The organism is Burkholderia sp. Bp9142 (assembly GCF_003853415.1).
In the GTDB taxonomy this organism is placed as follows: Bacteria; Pseudomonadota; Gammaproteobacteria; order Burkholderiales; family Burkholderiaceae; genus Burkholderia.
On sequence record NZ_QTPP01000001.1, the window covers coordinates 99,271 to 114,082 of the forward strand.

A 14,812-nucleotide genomic window follows, 5' to 3' on the forward strand; every position below is an offset into this window, starting at 1 on the left:
ATGAAGCCCTTCTCCCTGCCCCGCCGCCCTGCGCTCACGCTGTGCGCAACCGCGTGCCTGCTCGCCGGCTGTACGGTCGGCCCCGACTACCGCGGCGCACCCGCGACGCCCGACGCACCGATCTTCGTGCGCGCGCCCGCAGCCGGCGTCGACCCCGCCGCCCCCGCGCCGAGTGCGTGGTGGCATGCGCTCAACGATCGCCAGCTCGACGACCTGATCGTCGCCGCGCTCGCGCACAACCCCGATCTGCACGCCGCGCAGGCACGGTTGCGCGCATCGCGCGCGCAGCTGGCGCAACAGCGCGCGGCGCAGTTGCCGAAATCGTCGGCCACCGTCGCCGCGATCCGCATGCGCGAGCCGGACGTCAGCGCGCTCGGCTCGCTGCTGCCTTCAGGCAACTCGAACCAGTCGGGCGGGTCATCGCCGTCGCTGGGTGGCTCCGGTCCGCTGCAGCTCTATTCGGCCGGCTTCGATGCGACCTGGGAAATCGACCTGTTCGGCGGCACGCGCCGCGCGGTCGAGGCGGCATCCGCGCAGGCGGAAGCCGTCGACGCCGACCTCGCCGACACGCAGGTGTCGATCGCGGCCGAGGTGGCGACCGCGTACGTCGACCTGCGCGACCGGCAGCAACGGCTCGCGCTGTCGCAGCGCACGGCCGAACTGCAACAGCAGATGCTCGAACTCACGCGGCAGCGCCGCGCGCGCGGCGTGGCGGCCGATGCGGACCTCGAACGCCTGACGACTCAGGTCGAGAACACGCGCGCATCGTTGATCCCGCTCGATGCGCAGGTGACGGAATCGCTCGACCGGCTGGCGATCCTGACCGGGCGCCCGCCCGGTGTACTCGACGCCGCGCTGTCGGCACCGGGCACGCCGCTGCCGACACTGCCCGGCAGCGTGCCGGTCGGCGATCCGGCCGCGCTGCTGAAGCAGCGCCCCGACGTCCGTGCGGCCGAACGCCGGCTCGCGTCGAGCAATGCGCAGATCGGCGAGCACATGGCCGACTATTTCCCGAAGGTGACGCTGCTCGGCGATCTCGGCTTCAGCGCGACGGACCCCGGCCACCTGTTCCGCAAGCAGAACTTCACATGGCTCGGCGCGCCGTACCTGCAATGGAACATTCTCGACTTCGGCCGCACGCGCGGTGCGGTGCGGGCGGCCGAAGCGTCGCGCGACGAAGCGGAAGCGAATTACCGGAAAGCGGTGCTCGGCGCATTGCAGGACGCGAACACGGCGCTGCAGCGCTACGGACACCAGCGCGAACACGTCGTCGCGCTCTCCAAGGTGCAGACGTCGGCCACGCATTCGGCCACGCTGATGGACCAGCGTCATCGCGCGGGTGTCGCAACGATGATCGATCTGCTCGATACGCAGCGCGAGGCGCTCGCTGCGGAGCAGAACGTGATCGCCGGGCAGGCCGAACTCATCAAGGACTACGTGTCGCTGCAGAAGAGCCTCGGGCTCGGGTGGCAGACGAACGCGGGTTGACGCGCATCGGATGCTCGTCCGGCGAAGTTCGTCGATGGCGCCGGACGTCATGACACCCGGCACATGGCGTGACGAACGACCGGCACCGGCAACTCGAAGGACTCCTCGACGACGGTTCGCCCATTACGAAACGAACCGCGGATTATCCCGCCGACGAAGCTGCCATTACAACCAGATCAGGCTTCGAAAATTACAAAACACCGCCGATCTTTTCAAAAGCATTTCAGCTTATTCCATTTAATTTTGTTTCATATAATCAGAAAAAGTTTGACATCGAACTTTCGTTCTTGATACCGTCCGATGCAAGCAATCTGACGAATTGCAAACCACGCAATCGATTCCGCTCGACGCATTTCGCTTCCGCTGCACCGAAGTTCTCGCCGCCGATCGTCGCTTCTTCCGTCGGCGCATGCAACATCCCGATGCATTTCATTGGGCAGCTGCCGTCCGGCAGCGGGCCGAAGGACCGAACCGAATGAGCAGGACACCGAAACTGTTGCTTTAGCCATCCCGCCCGCCTCAAGCCTGCTGGCGCGGCCGACTCGCATCGCGGCGCAGCGCCTCCGTTACCGAGCATTCCAGCATTTCGCCCCCGGAGGAACACCACCCTTCCGGATCGGGCGAAAGGCCCCGTCGCGTCCGCGCCATCCGCGCGAGCGCGGCGGATATCGGCGGCGCACGATCCGCGCCGCTGTCGACCGTTGTTGTTCGTGCCGTTCGATGTTCAACCGGAGGGGTAATTCAAAATGAATCACGTTGCAGACAAGAATCAAAAGCGCATCCGCATCGTCAAGCTCTCCTTCGCCGCCGCAGCCGCTTCGTTCGGCATGACGGCCGTCCATGCCGCACCGGCCGCCGGCTGGACGGAAACGCGCACCAAGGGATTCCTGCCGCTCGTCCAGCAGGGTGAAAGCAGCAGTACCGCCGGCGCGCCGGCGGCCAGCACCGCCGCCGCTGCCGCGGCTGCAACCGAGATGGCGCCCGGCGAATCGGTCGACATCGTGCTCGGGCTGAACCTGCGCAACGAAGCCCAACTCGACCAGTACCTGCGCGACCTGCATACGCCCGGCTCGCCGCACTACAAGCAGTTCCTCACGCCGGCGCAGTTCGCCGCGCAGTATGCACCGACCGACCAGCAGGTCGCGTCCGTCGTCGCGCACCTGCGCAAGGCAGGCTTCGTCAACATCGTGGTCGCGCCGAACCGCCTGCTCGTGTCCGCCTCCGGCACGGCGGCAACGATCAAGTCTGCCTTCCGCACGGCGCTCAAGCGCTTCACGCGCGACGGCCGCAGCGTCTATGCGAACACCGATGCCGCGCAGGTGCCGAACGCGATCGGCGGCATCGTCGGCGCCGTGCTCGGCCTGCAGAACGTCGAACTCATGCATACCGGTGCGGGCAGCAAGCCGCAAGGCAACACCAGCAACCTGACGATCCCGGCGGGCGCGTCCGCGGTGCCGCACAACCCGACGGAATTCTCGTCGCTCTACGGCGGCGACGGCACGCCGACGGCCTCACAGACCACGGTCGGGATCATCTCCGAAGGCGACCTGTCGCAGACGGTCAGCGACCTCAATACGTTCGCCGCGAACAACGGCCTCGGTACGATCAGCAGCAGCGTCGTGCAGACGGGTCCGGCAGGCAGTTCGTACACCGATACATCCGGCACCGTCGAATGGAACCTCGACAGCCAGTCGATCGTCGGCGCCGCCGGCGGCAGCGTGAAACAGGTCGTGTTCTACGCGGCACCGTCGATGACGCTCACGGCGATCACCGCCGCGTACAACAAGGCGGTGAGCGACAACGTCGCGAAAGTCATCAACGTCTCGCTCGGCGTGTGCGAATCGTCCGCGTACAGCACTGGCTCGCAGGCGACCGACGACGCCATCTTCAAGCAGGCCGTCGCGCAGGGGCAGACCTTCTCCGTGTCGGCCGGCGACCACGGCGCGTACGAATGCGCGAGCGGCAAGCCGTCGCGCTCGACCTACACGGTGAGCGAACCCGCGACGTCGCCGTACGTGATCGCGGTGGGCGGCACGACGCTGTTCACCAATACGTCGACCAACGCGTACAACAGCGAAATCGTGTGGAACGATCCGAGCTGGCAGCCGGGCACCGTGTGGTCGACGGGCGGCGGCTACAGCAAGTACGAAACCGCACCGTCGTGGCAATCGTCGAGCCTCACCGGGTCGACCAAGCGCGCGCTGCCGGACGTCGGCTTCGACGCCGACCTGCGCACCGGCGCGATCCTCGTGGTGAACGGCCAGACGTCCGACACGCTGTGGGGTTCGGGCTACCTGAACAACGAAGGCGGCACGAGTCTCGCCGCGCCGATCTTCACCGGCATCTGGGCACGGCTGCAATCGGCGAACAACAACGCGCTCGGCTTCCCGGCGTCGAGCATCTACAAGTACTTCCCGACCAACGCGGCCCTGCTGCACGACGTGACGTCCGGCAACAACGGCAGCGGCACGTACGGCTACAAGGCGAAGGCCGGCTGGGACGCGACGACGGGCTTCGGCAGCGTGAACATCTCGAAGCTGAACACGTTCATCCAGAGCACGTCGGATTTCGCGCGCTGATCGCGCGATGAGCGGCGCGGTTCCGGGCGCGGGTGGTTTCGCACACCCGCCCGGAACCGGGGGTACGGCGATCCGCGTGTCGCGGCCGGATCGATGATGCGCGCCCGCGTATGCCGCCCCGCGGTTGTCGCGGGCACGCGGATCACGATCACAGCTGCGATTCGATCGGAAACAAGCCGAGAAACCACACTTCCATGCGCCGCGCAGCCGACACTTCCGGCTCATGATCGAGCTCGGTCACCGTCCCGTCCGCGTCGGTCTGAAGCCACTTGAGCCGCCCCTTCCCGGCCGGGTCGGTCCTCGATTCGACTCGCCATGCGATTCGATCGAGCCGCGGCTCCAGGTCCGTCACCACTTCGGACGCAATGGCCGGACTTTCGCAATAAACGCCGATCTCGGTGTTGAGATTCAGCGAGCGCGGATCGAGATTCATCGACCCGATGAAGATGTTCTTGCGATCGAACACATACGTCTTCGCGTGCAGCGACGCACGCGACGAGCCGATGATCACCTGCTTCGAGATGCTCTTGTCGCCGGATGGCCGCCGCTCGTAAAGCCGCACGCCGGCTTCCACCAGATCGCGGCGATAGCGCCGGTAGCCCGCATGCACGGCCGCCACGTCGGTCGACGCGAGCGAGTTGGTCAGGATCGTCACGCTCACGCCGCGCGCCGTGAGCGCACGCAGCCGTTCGACCATGTCCTTGCCCGGCACGAAATACGGCGACACGATCAGCAGTTCGTGCTCGGGCCGCAACGCGAGCGCACGCAGTTGCGGCATCAGGTGCCCTTCGCTGTCCTTCGGGGCCCGGGCGATCTTCGCCGGATCGTCGTACAGGACCGTCGCATGCCCCCAAGACAGCTCCGTGCCCTGGCCATGCACGATCTGGTCGAGCCGGTGGCGCGCCTCGAGCACGTACGGATTGTCCTCCATCGCGCGCAGGTAATCGCGCAGCCGTTCGCGCTCCCGATCGAGGCCGCCCGGCGCCGCGTCATGCCCGACCAGCGCATTGATCGAAAACGCATAGGGTGAATTCCAGAACGTGTCGAACTCGGTCGAGATGTCGTTCACGACGGGACCGTGCACGACCACGTCGAGGTCGCCGAACTCCAGCATCGACGACGCGCCGAAGTACTCGTCGCCGATGTTGCGGCCGCCGACGATCGCCGCCTGGTTGTCCGCGATCATCGCCTTGTTGTGCATGCGCCGATTGACGCGCGAGAACTCGAGCACCGTGCCGATCTTCTTGAAGTGGCGCGTGGCAACCGGATTGAAGAGCCGGATCTCGATGTTCGGATGCGAACTGATCTCGAGCAGCTTGCGGTCGTCCGCGTTCGTGCCGAGATCGTCGAGCAGCGCGCGCACGCGTACGCCGCGATCGGCCGCGCGGATGATCGCGTCCGCGAGTTCGTGTCCGGTCAGGTCGTCGTGCCAGATGTAGTACTGGAGGTCCAGGGAGCGGTCCGCGCGATCGGCAAGCAGCACGCGCGCATCGAGGGCATCGACGGGATCGCGCAGCAGGTGAAACGCGTCCTGCCCTGGATGGGCGGCAGCCTGTTGACGAAATGCCGTACCGAGGCGAGTGTTTCCGGTATCGGTGTATGCATGCGTCGGCGCGCGGTCGACCTGCGGCGGCAGGCTGGCGCACGCGGCAAGCATCAGCAACGAGAGAATCGCACCCCACGAACGCAGCATGGTCATGCCTACTCTATAGGCCACACAAGCGGTGCCCCCCACGGCTGCGTCCCAGCACAGAAACTATTCGGCCGTCGCATTGCCTGTCTCGGCGATATGCAGAAGCACGATTCTTTGGTCTGCATACCACCTTGCCAGACATTCGCGGTCATGGCAGGTTTTCTCGCGGTAGTTCCACTGCTCCAGGGTTCGCGTCTTGAAAGCTACCTGGTCCGTGACAGCCGCCTTTGCTTTGGCATATACGGCAGCCAGCTCGACGTCAGCCGCAGCCAACTGGGCATCGGTGCAAATAAGGTGTTCAGCTACCGAATGCGCCTTGCTGCAATCGTAGCTTGTCCGAAGGGTCGATTGTGCCGGAGCGAGTGCGGCTGTGTCTGAAGCCACGGTGGTCTCCGTCGAGTGCACCCACTCGGCGAGCGGAGTTGAATCCAGCGGCAGGTCCTTCCATGTCACCCTTTTGGTGATGGCCTTACCGGATGAGGCGTCGACAGTTTCCCGAAACACAAAATCACCCTTGCCCGTAGATGCATCAATTGCAAACGCGGCTGCATCCGACCCACAAGCACCTGCCTTGCATCCTTGCCCTACTAAAAAGCCGTCTCGCAACTCGATGCCTCTGGAATTCGCAACCGCGAGCCGGTCAACGAATCGCTTCCAGTCTGCCTTGGAAGCGTGGTTGAAGGGCGCGCGAAACCGCTTATCGGTAACCACGTCGGCCGGTAGCTTTCCGACCATCCAACCGAAGTCGAGTTGCTTTCCGCCCCCTCGTACTGTGTCAGCGGCGACGCTCGACGCCGCTGACACAGCTTTCTCGGCACCTTGCGTCATCGTCGCTGGCTGATACGCATTCGGTGTTCGATACGACCACGCAATCGCAGAAACGGCTACAAGCAGAATGCCGAAGCCGATTGCCTTGACATGCGTGTTGTCCCGAACCGCACCAAGTGCCGGGCGCCCGGACACCTCAACAGCCAACAACGCGTCGAACCGCTCGTTGGCATCCGCAATCGTGTTTGCAACAGCAGTTTTTTTCTTGCTGAACGATACGAGGCTGAAGCCCCCAAACGCAAACGCGACCAGGAGCAGAATAAGGCCAGCGACAATGCCACCCATGAACAGGAGAAACGCTGCTATGAGCCCCACAACCAACGGGGCCTTTAACGTGGGTGCCACGGGCCACGAGCGCACCACGCTTGCAAGGGTGGCGGCTTCGTTCGCCAGTTGCCCTCTATCGCCGAGGTTTTCTGAACACTTGCGCTCGACTTCATAGACCGCAAGCATCGCCTTCTCTTTCTCAGCGAGCGATATCGAGCCGATGTCGACGGCTAACTTAATCGCCTTGGTCGTAGCTTCAAACTCGAGGGCCAGCGTCTCGACGAATCCTTGATGCTCCGCGAGCGTTACTGCATCCGCCAAATCCTCTCGTCGAACGTAGACACCGTGCGACATGAAGTACAGCAACAGCGCATTCGCCGTGCGCTCCTGCACCTGGACCACGAAGTCTCGAGCTGCCTGCTCCCGTTTCGAGAGACGTTCAGTGCTCGCAGAATCGATGCGACCACTCCCGGCAACCACGGAGCGCACTGGATTCGATGTACGTGTTGCGTGGGTGTTCTGGGTAAAGCGAATACCCGTGCCAGGAATACTAGCAGTCACACGGCCGCGAGAATTGTACGTGAATCCTTTGCCACCAATCGACGTACTGACACCGCTCTTGCTGACGTTCAGACGAACGCCAGGCGCAATCTTTATGCTCTTCCTGAAACCCCAGCCCATTTTTAGCCCCGTATTGTCTCAATTCGTTTCGTCAGCTGGTGCTACCCATCAAGCCCCTGCTTGTAAAGACGAGCGCGTTGGTGGGCCTCCAGTGAAGTCCCTCCCACGACGTTCGACCAGACTCTCGCCAGGCGAGCCTTACTCACTGCCGAGACCTTGCTCAGACCAATCGCGTACCGTCGCGATAACACCCGACTCGTTACCATGGCCGACCAGCAGCATTTCTATAGCAAGCGCCTTGAGGTCGCCTAGCGAGATTCGTCAACAGAGCGTGCGGTGCTATCGGCGGCCCGTCTGAACTCCACGTTATTCACATCGCCATGCTTGCTCCAAACGCTCCCTGCTCGCGCCGCGCAGCCGAAGAAGGCCCAGCTCTCGACTCATGGCGTTGAGCCCTGACTCTTCGTCATGTCCCTCGGCTTGCAGTTTCGTCGCAAGCATTCTCAGTTCTGAGATTGAAACCTCATCTACCGGTCGTGTAGCTCCGGGCAGCGGACTTCTGAACGCTAAAGATGCCTTATTACCGACAGTCTTAGGCCAGATAAACAGGCCAACATCTTCAGTCTCTGCATCGAAGTGCTTCGACGCGAGGTCGATCACGCGATTCAGAATGCGAGAGCCGGTTCGGGACCATCCATGCGCGCGAGCAATACGTCTTGCCAGAACCTCGTCGCGCACGGGTCCCTCGACGTTGACGACTGCTGTAATCATCGCGAGCAGACGCTCGTCGTAAGAGTGAGCGAAGAACAGCTCCGGGTCACGCTCGTGGTCGGAAATCGTCAAGTCAACTTCAACGAATATCGCCTCCTCGCGCTCAACGGATATCGGCGTTGACGCGGCGCGAGCGTACATGACCAGCGCTTCATCTTCGGAGACTGCAGCCTTCGATACCAGCTTCGGCGCAACATCTTCTACTGCATCTGCGTTGCTGAATCCGCTACCTGAACCCGATTTTGCGGCGGCGAGGACCTCTTCCGCGATTGCTGCAGCGCTCTGCATCTCCGCTGCCTCCGCTTCTCGTCTGACGGCAAGCAAAGCTCGCAGTTGACTATCCACCTTCTCGAGGGTTCCCGGCATGTCAACCCACCAGTCTGTTGACCAGATTCGGACGATTTCCCAACCAAGTCCTCTCAGAACCTGCTCGCGCAGCTTATCGCGGTCACGAGCCGTCGCTGAGCGATGGTAGGTCGCGCCATCACATTCAACGCCTGCCAGATAGCGGCCAGGAGCATCGGGGTCCACCACGCCAAGGTCGATACGGAACGCCGATACGCCCACCTGAGGATGAACCGTCCAGCCCCTCTCCGCCAGTGCCACGCACACTGCCTTCTCAAACGGGCTATCGAAGTCGCCAATGCTGCCGGCAACGGCTTCACCCAAAGCGCGAGCTCCTCGCTCGGCAAACTCGAGGAAGTGCTTCAAGTCTCGAACACCCAGCGCCTGCGTTCGGGACAGGTCCATCTTCTCCGGCTTGAAGCTGCCAAACACACGCAGTTCCTGGCGGGCACGCGTGATAGCAACATTGAGGCGCCGCTCCCCACCTTGCTGGTTCATCGGACCGAAGTTCATCGGCATCGTGCCATCAATGCCAGGGCCATAAGTAATCGAGAAGTACATAATGTCCCGCTCGTCACCTTGAACGCTTTCCAAATTCTTGACGAACACCGGCTCAAGCGCTGACTCGGCAAAGTGCGGCTCGATTGACGGGTCCTTGCGACGCTCCTCGTCAAGGAGGTCTTCAATCAGGCGCTGCTGCTCGGTGTTGAACGTGACGACACCGACCGTCATCCTACTGTCGATGAATCCCGGGGACTTCAATCTGCCGACCAAGTCGGCCACAAGCGCCTTCGCCTCTGGTTTGTTGGTACGGGCTCCACCGCGCTCGTACTGGCCGTCGGTCACGAGATTGAAGCTGACAGCCCTGTCGTTGGTGACGGGACTCGGGAATGTAACCAGGTCGCCGCTGTAGTACCGGTAGTTCGAGAAGGCAATAAGGCTCTCGTGCCGGCTGCGGTAGTGCCACGACAGTTTCATCGTCGGCAGGTTCGCTCCGATACATTCCTCCAGAATGCTCTCGAGTTCCGCCTCGACATCCGTATCGTCGACGTCGGATTCCGCACGGTCGAAGAAGCTGGTCGGCGGGAGCTGCTTCGGGTCACCGACCATGATGACTTGCCGCGCCCGCGCCATTGCACCAATCGCATCCCAGACCGGAATCTGAGAAGCTTCGTCGAAGACCACGACATCAAAGTCAGAGGTTTCGGCCGGTAGATACTGGGCAATCGACAGCGGGCTCATGAGCAGACAAGGGGTCAATCTAAGAATTGCACCAGAAGCCTTCGACATAAGTTCGCGCAACGGAAGATGTCGGGTCTTCTTCTGCATCTCATAACGCAGGAGCCCCCACTCGGAGCCCAGTGCGACCCTCGCCGGCGAAGGAAGACCGGACGAAAGTTGCGCTCTGACCCAGGCCCGAGTCAGAGCGACGAACTGCTCATCAAGCTCGCGGAAATCCTGGATGCGTTTTTCGTGCTCGGCGGACACAAAGTTACGCAGAACCTCGTCGCCATCCACGACCGCATTCAACCACCAGCGGCAGTAGTTAGTCTCAAAGACCGCCTTCACCTGCCCACGCTGAATATTGCCGTCTTCGATACCTGAAACCAATGGGGCCAATCCCACCGAAAGCGCATGCTGACGGACTTTCCGCCAGGCGCACCAGAGTTTCAGCCGGTTAGCATTCTGCACCACCTGCCTAGCGCGTTCCGCTACTTGTCCGGGGAGAAGCGAATGAAGAGTCGCGTGTTCCGAAGATACCAGCCCGCCGGCCGTAGCAAATTGAGCGACAACTTCATTAAACGACTGCAGCGCTTCGGCATAGGTGCACCCCGTACCAGCAACAATGCCTGACGGTTCAAGCAGAATATTGCCGTCGCCAAGCAGAAGGGCGACCGGGGCTTTGACCGCTGCAAGCAGTTCAGGTGTATTCGCGAGGTTAGCCAGTGCGGCCGAGAGAGACTCGAAAAACTTGAGGGCCGGCTCAATGCCATCAATCTTGGTTTGCAGACCGCTCCACAGACCGGACGTCTTGCCTGGCAGGTCTGCGAACTCCTGAATTCGGGCATGCAACGAAACCAACTCGCGCATGTTTCGTATGTCGGTGGCCGCGGTTGGGCCGGCGCGTCCAGACTCGATTACCGTATATCCGTCATCCACCCAGTGGGTTTCTGCTCGTGCAGCAGAGAGCGCTCCTTGAAAAGGCACGTATGCCTTCGCGACTACAACATCAGTTTTGTAACCGGCCCAGACATTGCCCGTCTCGATTTCCAGATGAGCGAGACTCGCAATAACCTGCTCGATTTTCCGCAGCTCACGCATCCGCTGCAGGTCATCTTGAGCAGCATCGCCACATTGCCCTCGGCTGACTGGGTCAAGGCCCACGTCGTCCCAGTTCGAGCGTTCACGAGCACGCTCGAGGGCCGTCTGGAATGACAGGAGTGCACAAACTACATCAAGGTCGGTTTTGAGCCCCGTCCATACGCTCGAAGTGAGCGAGAACAGGTCACTGTATTCCTTGATTTCGTTATCGATGGCGTCAATTCGCGCAAGACACTCGATATCACCGTCGATGTTCGGTTCGCCACCGTTTCCACCTGCAAGCTCCCTGAGCTTCTTCGTCAAGGACCGTTTGCGCATCATGCTCATCGGCCAGTTCGAGTCCTTGAGCTCACGCAGGTCAGACTGCAACTCGGCAATTGTCCTTGTCTGGATGCCTTCCTTGTATGGAATCGAAAGCTGGCCGAGAACGTCAAGCCGGGTGCGCAGCAGTTCGATACCTTTGGCGAGGCGAGCGCGCAGTGTTTCGCTCCAAGGCACGGAAAGAGCTGCATGCAATTCCGAATCGCGTTGCAAATGGCTAATACCGAGTCGCAGATCCTCGAGTGTCTGATTCGAGCAAGGCGTCGACAGCGTGCCAAGCAGTTCCCGGTACCGCTGCAACAATGGTGTTGCCTGGCGCAATCCATCCGCAATAGCCTTTGCATCCGGACGTAGCGCGAAACGCCAGTCGTAACCAGACGCGGACGGCAGGACCGCGGCGAGCATCCGCAGACCATCGCGTACTCGGGGGTCCAACGGCAGGTCCGGCAGCCCTATAGCCTGACGCAGGTCAGCCGCTGCTTTCTCGAAGCGCACCGCAACGTCTGGTACCGCACGGGCAGCGTCGTCCAGCGCGGCCGCCCAGAGAGGCGACCACTCGGTCTGAGCCACATGCGCCAGCGGGGTTGACGTCAACTTCTCTTCACCGAATGCCTTGGCATTGACATCGAGCAGTTCGACGGTTTCGCGAAGGCCCCGCATCGCTTCCATGTCATGCGCCTGGGTAGACGACCATGTCAGCCGGAACGCTGGCAGGTCATGACCGCCGACGACTCGACCGATTGCCTCATAGACGCTCAGGCCATTCGAATACCGACGATGGAGTCGTTCAACATATCCATTTAGCTGGGACCTCAGCGCTTCAAGTCGGGCCGCTTCGGCGTGCCACTGCTCAGGCGCGAGGGCAGCGGACGCATCCCATGATGTTTTCAACTGTTCGAGAACATCAGTCTTCCGCGCCTTGCTGGAGTGGAGCTCGAGACAGAAATTTCCAAGGCCAACGTCCGCGAGGCGCCGGTAGACGACATCCAGAGCGGCCATCTTCTCGGAAACGAAAAGAACGCGCTTACGCTCGGCGAGGCACTGAGCAACGAGATTTGCGATCGTCTGGCTCTTCCCAGTACCCGGCGGGCCAATCAGAACAAAATCCTTGCCCTTGCTGCCTGCAACCACTGCAGAAAGCTGCGACGAGTCTGCTGGCAACGGGCAGAACGTGTCCTTCACAGGAAGCTCAACATCCAGTCGCCGGACATCAGGGAACCCCACCGTACTCTGATACGAATCGCGCGGAGTATCAATGAGGTGACGGACCACCGCGTTCTGTTTGAGCTGCTCAGTACGTTCGGTGAGGTCTCGCCACATAAGGTATTTGGCGAACGAGAAAGAGGCCAGAACGACTTCTTCCACGACCTCCCAGCCCTTGATGTCCTTGATGGCATGAGACACTGTTTTCCAGATTCCGGCGACATCGAGGCCTGAATCATCCTTGGGCAGTTCGACGTCGTTCACACCGAGTTCGAGCTCGAAGTCCTGACGCAACATTTCAATGAGCGTCGGATTGAATCGGGCCTCCTCATCGTACAGCTTCAGACTGAAACCAGAGCGCGCACTGCGACGCTCGAGGGTGACAGGTACGAGGATGAGAGGTGCGCGATATTTCTTGTCTTCTTTGTCGTCGCGCGTCCACGATAGGAAGCCGAGCGCGAGGTACAGTGTATTCGAACCTCCCTCCTGCAAGGTGGTCCGGGAATTCCGGAACAGTTCAGTCAGGCGCGAATCCATCTCGTCCTGCGGTAACCCGATAAACACTTCCTTGCGCGTCAACGCGTCGAGAGCGTGCTGGCGGCGAATGTGTTCGCGCTCGCGCGCCTCATGGATAGCCTGGCTGCGTGGGTCCGAACCGTCCATGAGGTCCGGACGGGTCAGCAGCTTTAGCGCATGTCCCTCCGCCAGAACATCCTCAAGCAGTCCTGGCTCAGGCGCGTCGAGCTTCAGGGACTTCTTTCCCGACTTGAAGCTCAGCAGATTGTTCCTGAGTGACAGGTCGAGGAGCCTTCGCTGCCAGCGTGTGAGACGGTCCTCCGGCCGCTCCTGCCCGTCGTCTGAATGCGCGTCTTCGAGCTCCTCCAAAAACTCAGGGGCATCCTCCCACCGCGGAGTTAGGTCCTCGGTCACCTCGGTGCCAGCTGTGTCACGAACTACAGCGTGTTCGCTAGCAAGCGGTTTGATGCGCTGCATCCGTGCGCGTCGAATATCAATTGCCAGCTCGAACTTCGGCTCTTCGTCTTCAGAGATGTGTTCCTCACCTTTGGCCGTAGTGAAACTGAAAGTCGGCAGAGGCCTCTGTGCAAGGAGGGTCGACTCGAACAGGACCATCTCTTTGAGCTTCACCCGCTTCCGCAGAGCGGTGATGTCGTCGATGACAGTGGTCGAGAACTCTTCGGGCTTCAGCCAGACGCCGGGAAAAGCATGCCCCTGCTGGAAGACGAGAACTGGATTCAGGCCCGCCTGCTCCAGTGCGGCGCAGACGAACAAAGCCAGGTCGAGACAGGTAGCGAGCCCAGATTCCGCAATCTGGCTGGGCCCGCGCACCTTCTGGCCTTCCCGCTCGAAGCTCGCGGGAGGCACGGCATAGTCGAGTCCCATCGCACCAATTGCATTCCAGATAGCAGAAGCGAGTTCCCATGCGCGCTTTGCACCTTCCTGGTAGCCATTGATGCTGCCGGGCTTCCCTGCTTTGCGTAGCACCTCCGCAGCCTGCTTGAGCACACGTTCGACTGCCTGCTCGTTCGGCTGAACGAAGGCCGCAATCATGTCCGGCAACGACGACAAACCGCCCCACTGATTCCTTGGAAGAAGCTCGACTGTCTGCTCGGAAACTGCGACCTCGGCTGACTCGCGGTTTGGCGCAGTGAGTGTGAGTGTGACCACCGACTTTTCCGACTCAGTCAGGCGGCCGAGCAGCGGACCGTCGAGAGACAAATCAAGGTCCGTGATACGCAGGGTCTGCCCTGCCGCCAGATGGTCTAGGTGCCACGTCTTGGGCTTGAGGAATGGTGGGTCAGAAATCGCAGTGAGCTTCAGGTCCCGGAATGCGTCTTCCGTTTCGTTAACTATGGAAAGCTCCCGAACCACGGGCACCGCGTTCTGGAAGTCCGCCAGATTGACCCGTCCAGCGACGGCCGCCTGAATCTGAACGCAATAAGGCATTGCCGATTCATCCGTCGGCTCAACAACCCCGGTATTCATCAATGGTCTCCAACGACAACTAGCCATTCGTCTAGATGTGCTGCCACGAATGCTCGCTTCCCCCGGAAACATCCGTGCCAACCGTACTTTCTAATCCCCGTTCAAGCGGTCCAGAAGCTTCCGCTTGGCGAACCCACCCGCGCGTCGAACAACAAACATGCTTCAGATGCGAACAGCAGTGGGGAAATTAGGATACCAGCGGCAAGATGCATTTCAAGGACAATAAATGTCACCAGAATGCTGAAAGCAATAAAATCGACGCTGAGCTTATCCGATGACTGCGTGGAGCGGTGTTGGTCCAGCCGTTATCTTGCTTCATCGCTAACCTAGTCCCTGACCTTGTCCGTGTTTCTCCGAAGCAGGCAATTAT

6 protein-coding genes are annotated in these 14,812 nt (G+C 61.3%); 3 read left to right on the top strand and 3 right to left on the bottom strand.

Translation table 11 applies throughout. The annotated features are described in order from the left end of the window. From DIE22_RS00485 to DIE22_RS00495, 3 genes are all read left to right on the top strand, one after another. A complete protein-coding gene (locus tag DIE22_RS00485; protein ID WP_124495539.1) occupies positions 1 to 1,488 on the top strand; it encodes an efflux transporter outer membrane subunit in 1,488 nt (495 codons plus the stop codon). A gap of 68 nt (positions 1,489 to 1,556) precedes the next feature. Continuing rightward, positions 1,557 to 1,967, top strand: a complete 411-nt coding sequence (locus tag DIE22_RS00490; protein WP_124495541.1) for a hypothetical protein — start codon at positions 1,557 to 1,559, stop codon at positions 1,965 to 1,967. Positions 1,968 to 2,234: 267 nt separating this feature from the next. After that, complete coding sequence (locus DIE22_RS00495; protein WP_124604073.1) at positions 2,235 to 4,067, top strand: protease pro-enzyme activation domain-containing protein; 1,833 nt, start codon at positions 2,235 to 2,237, stop codon at positions 4,065 to 4,067. A gap of 148 nt (positions 4,068 to 4,215) precedes the next feature. On the opposite strand, the gene DIE22_RS00500 is transcribed toward DIE22_RS00495, so the two are convergent. The 3 genes from DIE22_RS00500 to DIE22_RS00510 form a co-directional block, all read right to left on the bottom strand. Further along, the gene (locus tag DIE22_RS00500; protein WP_124604075.1) at positions 4,216 to 5,766 is read right to left on the bottom strand and encodes a phospholipase D family protein; all 1,551 of its coding nucleotides are present in this window, start codon (positions 5,764 to 5,766) and stop codon (positions 4,216 to 4,218) included. 57 nt (positions 5,767 to 5,823) lie between these two features. Continuing rightward, a complete protein-coding gene (locus DIE22_RS00505) occupies positions 5,824 to 7,536 on the bottom strand; it encodes a DUF4236 domain-containing protein (RefSeq protein WP_124604077.1) in 1,713 nt (570 codons plus the stop codon). A gap of 306 nt (positions 7,537 to 7,842) precedes the next feature. After that, on the bottom strand, positions 7,843 to 14,442 hold the full coding sequence (locus tag DIE22_RS00510) for a DUF3320 domain-containing protein (protein ID WP_124495547.1): 6,600 nt from the start codon (positions 14,440 to 14,442) through the stop codon (positions 7,843 to 7,845). Positions 14,443 to 14,812 lie beyond the last annotated feature (370 nt).